We start from the raw sequence: 15,882 nt of genomic DNA on the forward strand, positions 1-15,882 counted from the left end.
GCAAATCCCGCGGGCTCAGCCCGCGCGCCGCTTTGGAAAGACAAAGCACCGGTCCCGCCGCATCATCAGCCACAGACGGGTGCCGGGCTTGGGCAGAAAGACCGATGGCACGGAGGCGCGCAGGATCTCGCCGTCATGATCCATGCGAAACTCCACGAGGCTCGACGCCCCGAGGAATCGCGACCGCTCGACGGTTCCGGCGGCGGGCGTGCCCTCGCGCGTGGTGGGGTTCGGCCCCCGCCCCTGCCGGTCGAAGTCGATCTTGAGATGCTGGGGCCGGATCACGATCTCGACCTCGGTGCCGTCGGGCAGGCCCGGTGTGAGGAAATCGCCGAAGGGGGTGTCGCACAGCGCGCCCTGCACGGTGCCCTCGATCACGTTGATGTCCGAGAAGAAGGCCGCCGCCTCGCGGTCCTTGGGCGCGTTGTAGATGTTGTAGGGCGCGCCGTATTGCACCACGTGGCCGTCGCGCATCAGCGCGATCTCGTCGGCCATGCGCATCGCCTCGGCGGGCTCGTGGGTGACCAGAAGCACCGCCGTCCCCTCGGCCTTCAGCACGGCAAGCGTCTCGTCGCGGATGTCGTCGCGCAGCCGGTCGTCGAGGCCAGAGAAAGGCTCGTCCATCAGAAGGATGCGCGGGCTGGGGGCGAGCGCGCGCGCCAGCGCCACGCGCTGCTGTTCGCCGCCCGACAGCTCGTGCGGGTAGCGGTCGATGTGGCGGCGCATGCCGACCTTGTCGAGCAGGCTCTCGACCCGCGCGCGGATCTCGGCCTTCGGGCCCCTGAGCCCGAAGCCCACATTGCGCGCCACGTCGAGATGCGGAAACAGCGCGAAATCCTGGAACATCAGCCCGATGCCGCGCTCTTCGGGCGGCATGTGCAGCCCGCCCTCGGAGATCGGCGCGCCGTCGACATAGATGCCACCCCGATCCTGCCGATCGACACCGGCGATGATCCGAAGCGTGGTCGACTTGCCGCAGCCCGAGGGGCCGAGCAGGCAGGTCACCTGCCCCGGCATCACCTTGAGCGACACACCCGAGACCACCTCGCGCCCGGCAAAGACACGCGACAGGCCGCGGATCTCCAGACGCGGGGCGGGGGCGGTCTGCGCTGGGGCGGCCAGCTCGGGGCCGTTCGGGGCGGGGGCGGCGGTCTCGGACAAGGTAATATCCCGATCAAATGCGTCGGGTTGCCCTAGCAACACCGCCCCGCGCCCGCAAGCTCACATGGTCTGGTTGCCGGCGCCGCCATCGAGCAGGACGTTCTGCCCGACCATGAAGCCCGCATGCTGCGAGCACAGGAAGGCGCAGGTCGCGCCGAACTCGGCCGGCGTGCCGTAGCGCCGGGCCGGGATGCTCGCCTCGCGCTTCTTGCGCGCGTCCCCGGCGCTGATGCCCTCCTTCTTCGAGACGCCATCATCGAGCGACGCGGCGCGATCGGTGTCGTGGATGCCGGGCAGCAGGTTGTTGATGGTGACGCCCGAGGGCGCGACCTGCCGCGAGGTGCCCGCGACATAGCCGGTCAGCCCCGCGCGCGCCGCGTTCGACAGGCCGAGCTGCGGGATGGGCGATTTCACCGATTGCGAGGTGATGTTGACCACCCGGCCCCAGCCGCGCTCCATCATGCCGGGCACCAGCGCCTTGATCAGCGCGATCGGGCTCAGCATGTTGGCATCGAGCGCGCGGATGAAATCCTCGCGGTCCCAGTCGGTCCACATGCCCGGCGGCGGGCCGCCCGCATTGGTGACGAGGATGTCGACGCCCTGCGCCGCCTCGATCAGCTGCTCCTGCCCCTCGGGCGTGGTCACGTCGCAGGCCACGGTGGTCACCGTGACGCCGAAGCGGTCGCGGATCTCCTGCGCCGCCTGCTCCAGCGCCTCGCGCCCGCGCGCGTTCATCACCAGATCGACGCCCGCCTCGGCCAGCGCCTCGGCGCAGCCGCGCCCCAAGCCCTTGGACGAGGCGCAGACCAGCGCCCGTTTGCCCCTGATGCCCAGATCCATCAGATACCTCCATGATTGCCGCCAAGGCCTAGCATCCGCTCCCCCGCCGGGCAATGATCGGCCGTCCGCGGCGATGACGGGGAAACAGGTGGATTACGACAGCGAAACCCAGCAGTTGGCGGTCTTCGACGCGGCGGATCTGCGCGTGGCGCAGGGCGTGGCGCAGGGCGATCCGCTCAGCTTTGCCGACGAGCTGGTCCCCGACGACCTCTACCGCGTCGAGGCCGCCGGCCCCGCGCGGCGCCTGAAGCTGCGCGCGATGCCGGGCGGCGCCTTTCAGGTCGTCTCCGGCGCGGCCGATGGCCGGGCGGGCCGGCGGCTGCATCTCGACAGCTGCCTGACGCTGATGGCGCGCGACGGCACGACCAGCGAGGCCATCGTGCTGGTCGAGGTCGAGGCCGACACGGCGCAGGCGGTCTACCTCCTGCCGCTGGGGCGGCTGGAGCAGGGGGAGGATTACCGCCTTGTCGGGATCGACCGGCACGCCGGCACCGCCCGGCTGGCCGAGATCGCCTGCGTCTCCTTCACCCGCGGCACCCGTATCGCGATGGCCAGCGGCGCGCAGGTGCCGGTCGAGCGGCTCGCGCCCGGCGACCGCATCCTGACGCGCGATGACGGCCCGCAGGTGCTGCGTTGGGTCGGGCAGACCACCTTGCGCGCGACGGGGCGCTTTGCCCCGGTGCTGATCCGCGAAGGCGCCCTGCACAACGCCCGCGACCTCTGGCTCAGCCCCGATCACCGGATCTTCGTCTGGCAGCGCGAGGATCACCTGCGCGCCGGGCGGGCCGAGCTGATGGTGCGGGTGCGCCACCTGATCAACGGCGACACGGTGATCCAGAGCGAGGGCGGCTTCGCGGACTACTTCCAGCTCGTCTTCGACGATCACCAGATCGTCTATGCCGAGGGGATCGCGGCGGAATCGCTGCTGGTCGATCACCGCACGCGGGGGGCCGTGCCCGAAGGCATCGCCCGCCACGCCACGCCGCAGCATCTCTCCTACGAGGTGTCCGAGACGCTGCTCTCGGGCTCGGATGCCGTCGCCCTGCTGCGCCGCGCCTCCGGGCTGTGATCCCGCGCGGGGGGCGATTGCCCCGCCCGCGCGCAGGCTTTATAGCGCGCGCATGGACAACCGCCCCGCCCTCCCGCCCGAAATCGCCCGCCGCCGGACCTTTGCGATCATCTCGCACCCGGATGCCGGCAAGACGACGCTGACCGAGAAGTTCCTGCTCTTCGGCGGCGCGATCCAGATGGCCGGACAGGTCCGCGCCAAGGGCGAGGCGCGGCGCACCCGCTCGGACTTCATGCAGATGGAGAAGGATCGCGGCATCTCGGTCTCGGCCTCGGCCATGTCCTTCGATTTCAAGGATTTCCGCTTCAACCTCGTCGACACGCCCGGCCACTCGGATTTCTCCGAGGACACCTACCGCACGCTGACGGCGGTGGACGCGGCGGTGATGGTGATCGACGGGGCAAAGGGCGTGGAAAGCCAGACCCGCAAGCTGTTCGAGGTCTGCCGCTTGCGCGACCTGCCGATCCTGACGTTTTGCAACAAGATGGACCGCGAAAGCCGCGACACCTTCGAGATCATCGACGAGATTCAGGAGAACCTCGCCATCGACGTGACCCCGGCCTCCTGGCCGATCGGCGTCGGGCGCGAGTTCCTCGGCTGCTACGATCTCCTGCGCGACCGGCTGGAGCTGATCGACCGGGCCGACCGCAACCGCGTCGCCGAAAGCATCGCCATCGACGGTCTGGATGACCCGAAGATCGCCGAACACGTGCCGCCGCATCTGCTCGACAAGCTGCGCGAGGAGGTCGAGATGGCGCGCGAGCTTCTGCCCGCGCTCGACCCGAAATCCGTGCTCGAAGGCCACATGACGCCGATCTGGTTCGGCTCCGCGATCAACAGCTTCGGCGTGCGCGAGCTGATGGAGGGCATCGGCACCTACGGCCCCGAGCCGCAGGTGCAAAAGGCCCAGCCGCGCGAGATCGCGCCCGAGGAGGGCAAGGTCGCGGGCTTCGTCTTCAAGGTGCAGGCCAACATGGACCCCAAGCACCGCGACCGCGTCGCCTTCGTGCGCATGGCCTCGGGGCATTTCGAGCGCGGCATGAAGCTCACCCATGTCCGCACCAGGAAGACCATGGCGATCTCGAACCCGGTGCTGTTCCTCGCCTCCGACCGCGAGCTTGCCGACGAGGCCTGGGCCGGCGACATCATCGGCATCCCCAACCACGGGCAGTTGCGCATCGGCGACACGCTGACCGAGGGCGAGATGCTGCGCGTCGCGGGCATCCCCTCCTTCGCGCCCGAGCTGTTGCAGACCTGCCGCGCGGGCGACCCGATGAAGGCCAAGCATCTCGACAAGGCGCTCAGCCAGTTCGCCGAGGAAGGTGCGGCCAAGGTGTTCAAGCCGACCTTCGGCTCGGGCTTCATCGTCGGCGTGGTCGGCGCGCTGCAATTCGAGGTGCTCGCCAGCCGGATCGAGATGGAATACGGGCTGCCCGTGCGGTTCGAGCCGTCGCAGTTCACCTCTGCGCGCTGGATGGCGGGCGAGAAGGCCGCGGTCGAGGCCTTTGCCGCCAAGAACAAGCAGCACGTCGCCACCGACAATGACGGCGATCTCGTCTACCTCACCCGGATGCAGTGGGACATCGACCGGGTCGAGCGCGACCACCCCGAGATCCGGCTGACCGCGACCAAGGAAATGATGGTCTGAGACAGCAAGAAGGCGGCCCCCGGGGGCCGCCTTTTTCGCATTCCGCTTGGAGCAGGCGCGTCAGACCAGCTTGGCGTCCATGCTGATCTCGGCGCCCTTGAGAACCTTGGACACCGGGCAGCCGGTCTTGGTGGCTTCGGCGGCGGCGCGGAACTGCTCTTCGGAGGCGCCGGAGATCTTCGCCGTCACGTCGAGATGGATCTTGGTGATCTCGAAACCCTCGCCCACCTTTTCGAGCGAGACGGTGGATTTCACGTCGATGTCATCGGCGGTCAGCTCCTGCTTGCCCAGCTCCAGCGACAGCGCCATGGCGTAGCAAGCCGCATGGGCCGCGCCGATCAGCTCCTCGGGGTTGGTGCCGGGGCCGCCCTCGAACCGGGCGTTGAAGCCGTAGGCCTGATCCTTCAGGACGCCGGTCTGGGTCGAGATTTCGCCGCCGCCTTCCTTGATGCCGCCGCTCCAATGGGCGGTGCCGTGCTTGTTGATCATGCGGGTCTCCCTTGCGATTGGGCCCCGTCGCGCGGGGCATTCTGGCGAAACGCCGCCCGGCGCGGGCGCGTTCCGTGCGAAACTTGACCTCGGGCCTCATTCGGCATAAGGCGAGGCCAAGTCGAACGCCCCGGCAATCCGGCCGGGCGGGCCGCGCCTGCTCCTGCGGCCAATCGGTGCCGCAGTCTCGAAAGGCTCACATGACCCAGTTCAACGATCTCAATCTCGACCCCAAGGTGCTCAAGGCGATCGCCGAAGCCGGCTATGAGACGCCGACGCCGATCCAGGCGGGCGCGATTCCGCCCGCGCTCGAAGGCCGCGACGTGCTGGGCATCGCCCAGACCGGCACCGGCAAGACGGCGAGCTTCACGCTGCCGATGATCACGCTTCTGGGCCGCGGCCGCGCCCGCGCGCGGATGCCGCGCTCCCTCGTGCTCTGCCCCACCCGCGAGCTTGCGGCGCAGGTGGCCGAGAACTTTGACACCTATGCCAAGCACACCAAGCTCACCAAGGCGCTGCTGATCGGCGGCGTGTCCTTCAAGGAGCAGGACGCGCTGATCGACAAGGGCGTCGACGTGCTGATCGCCACGCCGGGCCGCCTGCTCGACCATTTTGAGCGCGGCAAGCTGCTGCTCACCGGCGTGCAGATCATGGTCGTGGACGAGGCCGACCGCATGCTCGACATGGGCTTCATTCCCGATATCGAGCGGATCTTCGGCCTGACGCCCTTCACCCGGCAGACGCTGTTCTTCTCGGCCACCATGGCGCCCGAGATCGAGCGGATCACCAACACCTTCCTGTCGAACCCCGAAAAGATCGAAGTGGCCCGCGCCGCCACCACGGGCGAGAACATCAAGCAGGGCGTGGTGATGTTCCGCGCCAGCCGCAAGGACCGCGAAGGCTCGGAAAAGCGCGCGCTGCTGCGCCGCCTGATCGATGCCGAGGGCGAGAGCTGCACCAACGCGATCATCTTCTGCAACCGCAAGATGGACGTGGACGCGGTGGCCAAGAGCCTCAAGAAGCATGGCTACAACGCCGAGCCGATCCATGGCGATCTCGACCAGAGCCAGCGCACGCGCACGCTAGACGGCTTTCGCGCGGGCGAGGTGAAGATCCTCGTGGCCTCCGACGTGGCCGCGCGCGGCCTCGACGTGCCGGCGGTGAGCCATGTGTTCAACTTCGACGTGCCGAGCCACGCCGAGGATTACGTGCACCGGATCGGCCGGACGGGCCGCGCGGGCCGCAAGGGCAGCGCGATCATGATCTGCAACCCGCGCGACGAGAAGAACCTCGAAGACGTGGAGCGGCTGGTGCAGAACACGATCCCGCGCCTCGAAGATCCCAAGGGCGCCAAGCCCGCCCCCGCCGAGGCCCCCGTGGCGGAGGCGGCGAACGAGGAAGAGCGCCCGCGCCGGACCCGCTCGCGGACCCGTTCGCGCAGCCGCGACGAGGCCAGGCCCGAGGACAAGAGCGCCGCGGCAGCCGAGCCGAAGGCGGAAGCCAAGCCCGCGCCGAAGGCGGAAACGAAGCCCCAGCCGAAGGCGGAAACGAAGCCCGAGCCGAAGGCCGAAGCCAAGCCCGAGGCAAAGACGGAGCCGAAACCCGAGGCCGAGCCCAAGCCCGCCGCCGAACCCGCAAGCGAGCCGAAGCGCGGCGAAGCCCGTGGCAACGACCGCAACCGGGGCGGCCGCGACCGCCGCCGCAACGAGGCGCGCGACGAGGACGTCGTCGGCATGGGCGAGGATACGCCCGCCTTCATCGCCAAGAGCTTCGAGGAGCGGCGCGCCAGCTGAAGCGCGGGTCGGCCGGGGGCGGCACGAGAAGCTCGCTCCGGCCCGACCGCCATTCGAAACGGCGATCCCGGCGGTCGCCACGCATGAAAAAGGGGAGCCTCGCGGCTCCCCTTCTTGCGTTCTGTCCCGGCATTGCCGGGGGCGAAGCCACAAGCCCCGCCCCGGTCAAGGGATCAGCTCAACCGGCTGACCACCACATTGACCTCGGGCTTCTTGCCGGTCTCGGCCTGCGTGGTCGAGCGCGCGATGCGCTTCAATTCGCGGTCGAGCTTGTCCTCGTCGCGCAGCATCCGGCGACCCGCCTTGTTGACGAAGGCGGCGAGGTCGGCCTCCAACGTCTCCACCAGCGATGCCTTGGAGCGGCCCTTTTCGGGCAGGCCCATGATCTCGCACCACGGATCGCCCAGTGGCTCGTCATTCTCGTCGATGATCATCGTCACCGTGACATGGCCGTTGAGCGCCATGCGGATCCGGTCGCGCACGATGCCGTCCATCGCGCCGATCATCACCGAACCGTCGAGATAGCTGCGGCCCGTGTCGATGTATTCGGCCACCTTCGGCGCGTTGCCCGACAGGTCGAGCATCATGCCGTTGACCGCGACGATCCCCGGAAGGCCCCGCTCGAGCCCGAGCTTCACATGCTCGCGCAGGTGACGATGCTCGCCATGCATCGGCACGAGGAACTGCGGGCGCACGATGTCGTGCAGAAGCTGCAGGTCGGGCCGGTTGGCGTGGCCCGAGACGTGGAACAGCCCATGCGTGTCCTCGATCACGTCCACGCCCTTCTCGGAGAGCTGGTTCATGATCTTGATCACGCCGCGCTCATTGCCCGGGATGGTGCGCGAGGAGAACAGGAAGCTGTCGCCCTCCTGCAGCTTCAGGCCGAGATAGGAGCCCTGCGCCAGCTGGGCGCTGGCGGCGCGGCGCTCGCCCTGGCTGCCGGTGACGAGCAGCAGCAGGTTCTCGCGCGGGATCGAAGCCGCCTCTTCGGGGCCGACGGTCTTGGGAAAGCCGTGCAGCAGGCCGCATTCGGTCGCCGTCTCGACCATGCGGCGCATGGCGCGGCCCAGAAGGCAGACGGTGCGCCCGGCGCGGTCGGCGGCGATGGCGATGGTCTTGAGGCGCGCCACGTTCGAGGCGAAGGTCGTCGCCACGACCATGCCCGGCTGCGCCGCGATCAGCTTCTCGATCTCGGGCGCCAGCGTCGCCTCCGAGCGGCCCGGCAGCGGCGAGAAGACGTTGGTCGAATCGCAGACCAGCGCCTTGACGCCGCCCTTGGACACTTCGGCCCAGAGGTCGGGGTTGAAGGGCTCGCCCACGACGGGGGTGTGGTCGACCTTGAAGTCGCCCGAATGCAGCACCCGGCCCTCGGGGCTGTCGATCACGAGGCCGGAGCTTTCGGGGATCGAGTGGCTGATCGGCACGAAGCCGACCTTGAAGGGCCCGGCCTCGACCACGGCGGGCCAGGGCTCGACCACGTTGAGCACGCTGTCGGGCGCGCCGTGCTCGTCGAGCTTGTGGCGCGCGATGGCGGCGGTGAACTTGCGGGCATGGATGGTCGCGCCGAGACGCTTCCAGAAATGGCCGACCGCGCCGACATGGTCCTCATGCGCGTGGGTCACGAAGATCGCCTCGATGCGGTCCTTGCGCGCCTCCAGCCACGAGATGTCGGGCAGGATCAGGTCGACGCCCGGCGTCGTGTCCATGTCGGGGAAGGTCACGCCGAGGTCGACGACGATCAGCCGTTCCTGCCCCGGTTTGCCGTAGCCGTAGACATAAGCGTTCATGCCGATCTCGCCGGCGCCGCCGAGAGGAAGGTAGATCAGTCTTTCGCCGCTCATGCGGTCTCCTTGTTGTATCTGTGGATGACGGTCAGCCCGTGCATCGTGAGGTCTTCTTCGATGTCGTCAAAGAGCATGTCGCCCTGCGCGAACAGGGGCGCAAGCCCCCCGGTTCCGATGATCCGCATGGATCGGTCGCGCTCCGTCCTGATGCGGTCGCATATGCCGCGAACGAGGCCCACATAGCCCCAGAAGATGCCCGATTGCATGCAGGCCACCGTGTTGGTGCCGATCACCTTCTCGGGCTTGCTCACATCGACATGCGGCAGCGCGGCGGCGGCCTGGTGCAGCGCCTCGAGGCTCAGGTTCACGCCCGGCGAGATCACCCCGCCGACATAGGCGCCATCGGTATCGACCACGTCGAAGGTCGTCGCCGTGCCGAAATCCACCACGACGAGATCGCCGCCATGCCGGTCCCATGCGCCGACGGTGTTGACCAGCCGGTCGGGCCCCACCTGCGTGCCCGCATCGACGCGCGGGGTCACCGGCAGGCGGCAATCGGGCTTGCCCACCACCAGCGGGCGGCAGTTGAAGTAACGGTCCCCGAGGACGCGCAGGTTGAACACCACGCGCGGCACGGTCGAGGAGACGATCATCTCGTCGATCTCCGCCTCGATCCCGCGCATCGTCATCAGCGTCGAGAGCCAGACGTAATATTGATCCGCCGTGCGCTGCCATTCGGTCGAGGTGCGCCACGTGGCGACGAACTCGGTGCCGTCCCAGATCGAGAACACGGTGTTGGTGTTGCCGCAGTCGATGGCCAGAAGCATCATTGCCCCTCTTGGAAGAACACGTCCGCGGCGCTGATCGCGCGTGTGCCTTGGGGCGTGCGCAGCATCAGGTTGCCCGCCTCGTCGATCGTCTCGAACACGCCGGTGATCTCCTCCGTGCCGGTGCGCGCCACGATCACCTCGCCCAGCCGGGCGGCGTGGCGCAACCAGTCCTCGCGGATGCGGCCGAAACCGAAGGCGTCGAGCTTGCCCTCCTGCGTGGCGAAGGCGTCGGCCAGATGGGTCAGGAACTCCTCCGCATCGACCTTCGGCCCGCCGTCATCGGCAAGCGCGACCGGCGGGAAGGCCGCATCGCGCACGTCCCCCGGCGCGGAGGCGAGATTCACCCCGATGCCGATGGCGAGCCAGTCGACGAAAGGCCCCTGCCCGGCGCTCTCCAGCAGGATGCCCGCCACCTTGCCACCATCCATCAGCACGTCGTTCGGCCATTTGAGCGACAGCCGCGTGCGGTCCACGTGGATCGCCAGCGCCTCGAACAGCGCCACGGCGGCAAGAAAGCTGCGGCGCGCGGCTTCGGCGGGGGTGGCTTCGGGGCGGTAGACCAGCGTGGCGGCGAGATTGCCCGCCTCGCTCGCCCAATCGCGGCCCCGGCGGCCCCGGCCAGCCGTCTGCTCATGCGCCATGATCCATGTGGGCCCGGCAAGACCCGAGGCCGCGCGACGCGCGGCCTCGGCCATGGTGCTGTCGGTGGTGTCGAGCACCACCCGCTCCCACCCCTCGGGCCAGAGCCCGCGGGCGGTGGCGTCAGTTGACAAGGGTCGCCGCCGCGGCCGCGGCCAGAGGTTCGATGCCGAAGAGGTTGATCACCCCGAACACCATCACCGCCGCCGAGGCCATCAGCACGCCCCACAGGAGCGGCGAGGTGCCGGTGTCGAGCGCCTCGCGCTCCTCGCCGAAATACATGTAGTAGACGATGCGCAGGTAGTAGAACGCACCGATCACGCTGGCGATCACCCCGAGGATGGCGAGCCAGGTGAGGCCGCCCTCATAGGCCGCGCGCAGCACGTAGAGCTTGCCGAAGAAGCCGACCATCGGCGGCACGCCCGCGAGGCTGAACAGCAGCACCAGCATCGCCAGCGCCCGCATCGGCGCATAGCGCGAATACATGTGCAGCGCGTTGATGTCCGTGACCGGCCGGCCGTCGCGCTCCATCGACAGGATGAAGGCGAAGGTGCCGATGTTCATGGTGACGTAGATCGCCATGTAGATCAGCATCGCCTGCACGCCGAAGACGGTGCCCGAGGCGAGGCCCATCAGCGCGAAGCCCATATGGGCGATCGAGGAATAGGCCATGATCCGCTTGATGTTGGTCTGGCCGATCGCGGCGAAGCCGCCCCAGAACACCGAGACCACCGACAGGAAGGCCACGATCTGCTGCCAGTCGCCGACCACGCCGCCGAAGCCGTCGAAGACGACGCGGGCGAAGAGCGCGATGGCGGCCATCTTGGGCGCGGTCGCCATGAAGGCGGTGACCGGCGTCGGCGCGCCCTCGTAGACGTCGGGCGTCCACATGTGGAACGGCGCGGCCGAGACCTTGAAGGCGAAGCCCACCAGCAGGAAGACGAGGCCGAACAGGAGGCCGAGCGGCACCTCGAGCGCGGTGGCGATGAAGATCCCTTCGAACTGCGTGGTGCCGGCGAAGCCGTAGACCAGCGAGGCGCCGTAGAGCATCAGGCCCGAGGACAGCGCGCCCAGCACGAAATACTTGAGGCCGGCCTCGGTCGATTTCTCGCTGTCGCGGCGCAGCGAGGCCACGACATACATGGCGAGCGACTGCAGCTCGATGCCCATGTAGAGCACCATCAGGTCATTGGCCGAAACCATGACCATCATGCCGACCACCGCCAGCGTGACGAGCACCGGGTATTCGAAGCGCAGCAGGTTGCGCCGCGCGAGATATTCCTGGCTCATCACCAGCACGACCGCCGCCGAAAGCAGGATCGTCACCTTGGAGAAGCGCGCGAAGCCGTCATCGATGAAGCTGCCGAAGAAGGCCGGATCGGTGCCCTCGCGGGTGGCGATCAGGAAGGCCATCAGCGCGAACATCGCCGCCGTCGCCCAGATCAGGATGCCGGCGGACTTGTCCTTGGTGGTGTAGACGCCCGCCATGAGTGCTGCCATCGCGTAGACCGCAAGGATCACCTCGGGCAGGACGGTCTGAAGATCGAGTGAGAACATGTGTCCTGGTCCTTAGTGCTGTGCCGGCGTCGCGGCGACGGCCGAGGCGATGGCGCTGTCGGTGCCATGCGCGGCCACCGCGACCTCGACCTGGTCCACCAGACGGGCGACGCTCGGGCCGGTGATGTCGGTGACGAGGCTCGGATAGACGCCGAGCAGAAGCGTCATCACGACCAGCGGCGCGAAGATCCATTTTTCGCGGGCGGTCATGTCGGTGATCGACTTCAGGCTTTCCTTGATCAGATCGCCCATGACGACCCGGCGATAGAGCCAGAGCGCGTAACCGGCCGAGAAGATGACGCCGGTGGTGGCGACGAAGGCGACCCAGGTGTTGGCCTGGAACATGCCCATCAAGGTCAGGAATTCGCCGACGAAACCGCTGGTGCCCGGCAGGCCGACATTGGCCATGGTGAACAGAAGGAACACCGCCGCATAGGCCGGCATCCGGTTCACGAGGCCGCCATAAGCCTCGATCTCGCGGGTGTGCATCCGGTCATAGATCACGCCGACGCCGAGGAAGAGCGCGCCCGAGATGAAGCCGTGGCTGATCATCTGGAACACCGCGCCGTCGAGGCCCTGCTGATTGAGCGCGAAGATGCCCGCGGTGACGAAGCCCATATGGGCGACGGAGGAATAGGCGATCAGCTTCTTGATGTCCTTTTGCACCAGCGCGACGAGCGAGGTGTAGACGATGGCGATGGCCGAAAGCCACAGCACCAGCGGTGCCCAGATGTCGGAAGCGACGGGGAACATCGGCAGCGAAAAGCGCAGGAAGCCGTAGCCGCCCATCTTCAGCAGGATCGCGGCCAGCACCACGGAGCCGGCGGTCGGCGCCTGCACGTGCGCGTCGGGCAGCCAGGTGTGGACCGGCCACATCGGCATCTTCACCGCGAAGGAGGCGAAGAAGGCGAACCACATCAGCGTCTGCACGCCGCCGACGATCTGCACCCCGAGGATCGGGAAGGTCTCGGACGAGAAGTTGTAGGCCATCAGCGTCGGGATGTCGGTCGTGCCCGCCTGCGCGAACATCACCACCATCGCCACCAGCATCAGCATCGAGCCGAGGAAGGTGTAGAGGAAGAACTTGAACGACGCGTAGATGCGGTCCTTGCCGCCCCAGATGCCGATGATGAGGAACATCGGGATGAGGCCCGCCTCGAAGAAGAGGTAGAACAGCACGAGGTCAAGCGCCACGAACACGCCGATCATCAGCGTCTCGAGCACCAGGAAGGCGATCATGTATTCCTTGACCCGGTGCGTCACGTCCCAGCAGGCGGCGATGACGAGCGGCATCAGGAAGGTGGTCAGCATCACGAAGAGCAGCGAGATGCCGTCGACGCCGATCTTGTAGCGCATCCCGAGGAGCCACTGGCGGTCCTCGACGAACTGGAAGCCCGGCGCGGCCGGATCGAAGCCCGCGAGGATGAACAGCGACACCGCGAAGGTGAAGACGGTGGTCGCCAGCGCCACCCATTTGGCGTTGCGCTGCGCGGCATGGTCATCGCCGCGCAGGAACAGCGCGAGGATGCCCGCGCCCAGAAGCGGGATGAAGGTGGTCAGAGAGAGAAGGTTGCCCATCTGTTATTCGGCCCCCCCGGCCAAGGTCATCCAGGTCAGGATCAGGGCGAGGCCCAGAACCATCGCGAAGGCGTAGGTAAAGACGTATCCGTTCTGCGCGCGGCCGGCGAGGCGGGTGAAGAAGGGCACGATGCCCATCGCCACGCCGTTGATGCCGCCGTCGATGACGTTGCCGTCGCCGCGGGTCCAGAAGAACCGGCCGATGGCCTGCGCGGGGCGCACGAACACGTAGTCGTAAAGCTCGTCGAAGTACCACTTGTTGAGCAGGAAGTTGTAGAGCGGCCGCTGGTTCGCGGCGAGGCGCGCGGGCAGCTCCGGGCGGCGGATATACATGATGTAGGCCAGCGAGAGGCCGATCAGCATCGCGATGAAGGGCGAGATCTTGACCCAGACCGGCGCGTGGTGCGCCTCGTCGAGCACATGGTTCTCGGGCGCCATGTAGATCGCCCCCTGCCCCGGCGCCGCGATGGTGGCGAGCGTGGCGTGGTCGTCGACCCCGGCCGCATGGCCCGCATCGTCCTCGGCCACCGCCTCGGCGGCGTGCTCGAGATCGCCCTCGGCCAGCTCTTCGGCGGCGGCGACGACGCCCTCGCCATGCCCGTCATCGCCTTCGACCGCGGCATGGGCCGTCGGGATGCCGAAATACTGCGAGACGCGGGCGTGATCGCCGAAGAAGGGCGCGTACCACAGCATGCCCGCGAAGATCGCGCCGAGGCTCAGCACGCCGAGCGGCACCAGCATGACGCCGGGGCTCTCATGCGCGTGGTCATGCGCATGGCGGTCGCCGCGCGGCTTGCCGTGGAAGGTCATGAAGATGAGGCGCCAGGAATAGAAGCTCGTCATCGCGGCGGCGATCACCAGGAGCCAGAAGGCATAGGGCGTGGCCCCGGCATAGGCGCTTTCGATGATCGCGTCCTTGGAGAGGAAGCCCGCGAAGCCGATCGCGGTCAGCGGCACGCCGACGCCGGTGATCGCAAGGGTGCCGATCATCATCGCCCAGTAGGTATAGGGGATCTTCTTGCGCAGGCCGCCATAGTTCCGCATGTCCTGCTCGTGGTGCATCGCATGGATGACCGAGCCGGCCCCGAGGAACAAGAGCGCCTTGAAGAAGGCATGGGTGAAGAGGTGGAACATCGCCACCGAATAGACGCCCGAGCCCGCGGCCACGAACATGTAGCCCAGCTGCGAACAGGTCGAATAGGCGATCACGCGCTTGATGTCGTTCTGCACGAGACCGACGGTCGCGGCGAAGAAGGCCGTGGTGGCGCCGACGAAGACGATGATCGACTTGGCGTCGGGCGCGAATTCGAGGATCGGCGACATGCGGGAGACGAGGAACACGCCCGCCGTCACCATGGTCGCGGCGTGGATCAGCGCCGAGACCGGGGTCGGGCCTTCCATCGCGTCGGGCAGCCAGGTGTGCAGCAAGAGCTGCGCCGACTTGCCCATCGCGCCGACGAAGAGCAGCAGCGAGATGATCTCGAGCGCCTGGAACTCCATGCCGAGGAATTCGAGCTCCATCCGCGCCATCGCGGGCGCAGCGGCGAAGATGTCCGACAGCTGGATCGAATCCGCGAGGAAGAACAGCCCGAAGATGCCCAGAAGGAAGCCGAAATCGCCGACGCGGTTGACGATGAAGGCCTTCATCGCCGCGGCGTTGGCGGAAGGCTTGCGGAAATAGAAGCCGATCAGCAGGTAGGAGGCGACGCCCACGCCTTCCCAGCCGAAGAACATCTGCACGAGGTTGTCGGCCGTCACCAGCGCCAGCATCGCGAAGGTGAAGAAGGAGAGATAGGCGAAGAAGCGCGGACGGTAGCTTTCGCCGGGGCGGAAGTTCTCGTCATGCGCCATGTAGCCGAAGCTGTAGAGATGCACGAGGAACGAGACGCTGGTGATCACCACCAGCATGATCGCGGTCAGCCGGTCGAGCCGGATCGCCCAGTCGGTCGAGAGCGAGCCGCTTTCGATCCAGCGCAGGATCTGGATCTGCTCCATCTGGCCGTCATGGCCGAGGAACACGATCCACGACAAGAGCGCGGCGAGGCCGACGAGCGAGGTCGCGACCCATTGCGCGCCCGCCTCGGAGATCAGCCGCCAGCCGAAGCCCGCGATGAGCGCGCCGACGAGCGGCGCGAAGAGGATGATCGTTTCCATGGTCTCCTCAGCCTTTCATCACGTTGACGTCTTCGACTTCGATCGAGCCGCGGATCCGGAAGAAGCAGACGAGGATCGCAAGGCCGATCGCGGCCTCGGCGGCGGCGACGGTCAGCACGAAGAGCGTGAAGACCTGCCCGACCAGATCCCCCAGAAAGGCGGAAAAGGCGACGAAGTTGATGTTCACCGCGAGCAGCATCAGCTCGATCGACATCAGGATGATGATGACGTTCTTGCGGTTCAGGAACAGCCCGAAGATGCCGATGACGAACAGCGCCGCCGCCACGGTGAGATAATGTTCGAGCCCTATCGGGGCTTCAGCGAGATAAGCGTCCATCAG

At 67.5% G+C, this 15,882-nt stretch carries 13 protein-coding genes; 3 read left to right on the forward strand and 10 right to left on the reverse strand.

The window, feature by feature from the left end; all coding sequences use genetic code 11:
* Nucleotides 1-15 precede the first annotated feature (15 nt).
* Both CJ301_RS02365 and CJ301_RS02370 read right to left on the reverse strand, forming a co-directional pair.
* On the reverse strand, nucleotides 16-1,122 hold the full coding sequence (locus CJ301_RS02365) for an ABC transporter ATP-binding protein (protein ID WP_099274195.1): 1,107 nt from the start codon (nucleotides 1,120-1,122) through the stop codon (nucleotides 16-18).
* A 99-nt stretch (nucleotides 1,123-1,221) separates the two neighbouring features.
* A complete protein-coding gene (locus CJ301_RS02370; RefSeq protein ID WP_099273803.1) occupies nucleotides 1,222-2,001 on the reverse strand; it encodes an SDR family oxidoreductase in 780 nt (259 codons plus the stop codon).
* A gap of 73 nt (nucleotides 2,002-2,074) precedes the next feature.
* Between CJ301_RS02370 and CJ301_RS02375 the strand changes: the two genes are divergently transcribed.
* On the forward strand, nucleotides 2,075-3,070 hold the full coding sequence (locus CJ301_RS02375) for a Hint domain-containing protein (protein WP_099273806.1): 996 nt from the start codon (nucleotides 2,075-2,077) through the stop codon (nucleotides 3,068-3,070).
* A gap of 52 nt (nucleotides 3,071-3,122) precedes the next feature.
* On the forward strand, nucleotides 3,123-4,718 hold the full coding sequence (locus CJ301_RS02380) for a peptide chain release factor 3 (protein ID WP_099273808.1): 1,596 nt from the start codon (nucleotides 3,123-3,125) through the stop codon (nucleotides 4,716-4,718).
* A 60-nt stretch (nucleotides 4,719-4,778) separates the two neighbouring features.
* Here CJ301_RS02380 and CJ301_RS02385 read toward each other — a convergent pair whose 3' ends face one another.
* A complete protein-coding gene (locus CJ301_RS02385; protein ID WP_099273810.1) occupies nucleotides 4,779-5,207 on the reverse strand; it encodes an OsmC family peroxiredoxin in 429 nt (142 codons plus the stop codon).
* A gap of 200 nt (nucleotides 5,208-5,407) precedes the next feature.
* Here CJ301_RS02385 and CJ301_RS02390 point away from each other — a divergent pair, with 200 nt between their 5' ends.
* Nucleotides 5,408-7,000, forward strand: a complete 1,593-nt coding sequence (locus CJ301_RS02390) for a DEAD/DEAH box helicase (RefSeq protein WP_099273812.1) — start codon at nucleotides 5,408-5,410, stop codon at nucleotides 6,998-7,000.
* Between the two features lie 173 nt (nucleotides 7,001-7,173).
* Here the strand turns inward: CJ301_RS02390 and CJ301_RS02395 are convergent, their stop codons facing one another.
* Genes CJ301_RS02395 through nuoK form a run of 7 tightly spaced genes read right to left on the reverse strand, consistent with a single transcriptional unit; the run spans nucleotide 7,174 to nucleotide 15,879 of the window.
* Nucleotides 7,174-8,841, reverse strand: coding sequence for a ribonuclease J (locus CJ301_RS02395; protein WP_099273814.1), 1,668 nt, complete (start codon nucleotides 8,839-8,841; stop codon nucleotides 7,174-7,176).
* Nucleotides 8,838-9,611 carry a type III pantothenate kinase gene (locus tag CJ301_RS02400; RefSeq protein ID WP_099274197.1) on the reverse strand — a complete coding sequence of 258 codons (774 nt, stop codon included), beginning with the start codon at nucleotides 9,609-9,611 and terminating at the stop codon, nucleotides 8,838-8,840. The genes CJ301_RS02395 and CJ301_RS02400 overlap by 4 nt, the downstream gene beginning before the upstream one ends.
* Complete coding sequence (locus CJ301_RS02405; RefSeq protein WP_282024734.1) at nucleotides 9,611-10,387, reverse strand: biotin--[acetyl-CoA-carboxylase] ligase; 777 nt, start codon at nucleotides 10,385-10,387, stop codon at nucleotides 9,611-9,613. Before CJ301_RS02405 ends, CJ301_RS02400 begins: the two co-directional genes overlap by 1 nt.
* The gene (gene nuoN / locus CJ301_RS02410; RefSeq protein ID WP_099273818.1) at nucleotides 10,377-11,810 is read right to left on the reverse strand and encodes an NADH-quinone oxidoreductase subunit NuoN; all 1,434 of its coding nucleotides are present in this window, start codon (nucleotides 11,808-11,810) and stop codon (nucleotides 10,377-10,379) included. The genes CJ301_RS02405 and nuoN overlap by 11 nt, the downstream gene beginning before the upstream one ends.
* A gap of 12 nt (nucleotides 11,811-11,822) precedes the next feature.
* A complete protein-coding gene (locus tag CJ301_RS02415) occupies nucleotides 11,823-13,388 on the reverse strand; it encodes an NADH-quinone oxidoreductase subunit M (RefSeq protein WP_099273820.1) in 1,566 nt (521 codons plus the stop codon).
* Nucleotides 13,389-13,391: 3 nt separating this feature from the next.
* Nucleotides 13,392-15,542, reverse strand: coding sequence for an NADH-quinone oxidoreductase subunit L (gene nuoL / locus CJ301_RS02420; protein WP_099273822.1), 2,151 nt, complete (start codon nucleotides 15,540-15,542; stop codon nucleotides 13,392-13,394).
* Nucleotides 15,543-15,549: 7 nt separating this feature from the next.
* The gene (gene nuoK, locus CJ301_RS02425; protein WP_099273824.1) at nucleotides 15,550-15,879 is read right to left on the reverse strand and encodes an NADH-quinone oxidoreductase subunit NuoK; all 330 of its coding nucleotides are present in this window, start codon (nucleotides 15,877-15,879) and stop codon (nucleotides 15,550-15,552) included.
* Nucleotides 15,880-15,882: the final 3 nt, after the last annotated feature.

Source organism: Limimaricola cinnabarinus (assembly GCF_002723615.1).
In the GTDB taxonomy this organism is placed as follows: domain Bacteria; phylum Pseudomonadota; class Alphaproteobacteria; order Rhodobacterales; family Rhodobacteraceae; genus Limimaricola; species Limimaricola cinnabarinus_B.